Here is a 293-nt window from a genome sequence, read left to right on the forward strand (position 1 = left end):
GTGTGCTGACGGTAGCGTGGTTTGATCGGTTGGGTCTGCCTCGACTCTACTGACCTCAACCTCTCGAACCGCCCGGTGCGGACCCGCATGCCGGGTGGTGTGGCAGGGGTGCAGCCAGATGGCTGCCCCCTATGCCGATTGAGGGACCAAAGTAGGCAAAGTCCCAGCTCCGTTTCCGGCCCGACTTCGTCGGGTTCCTTCGCCCTGACACTGATCCGGGGGCCGCCGCAACGGGCCATCCTTGGCCCGGTGCAGCTTGCTCGGCGTCCTGCCTCGCATCCCCCGGATCAGCG

The organism is Streptococcus sp. HMSC10E12 (assembly GCF_001807855.1).
GTDB classification, from domain to species: Bacteria; Bacillota; Bacilli; order Lactobacillales; family Streptococcaceae; genus Streptococcus; species Streptococcus salivarius.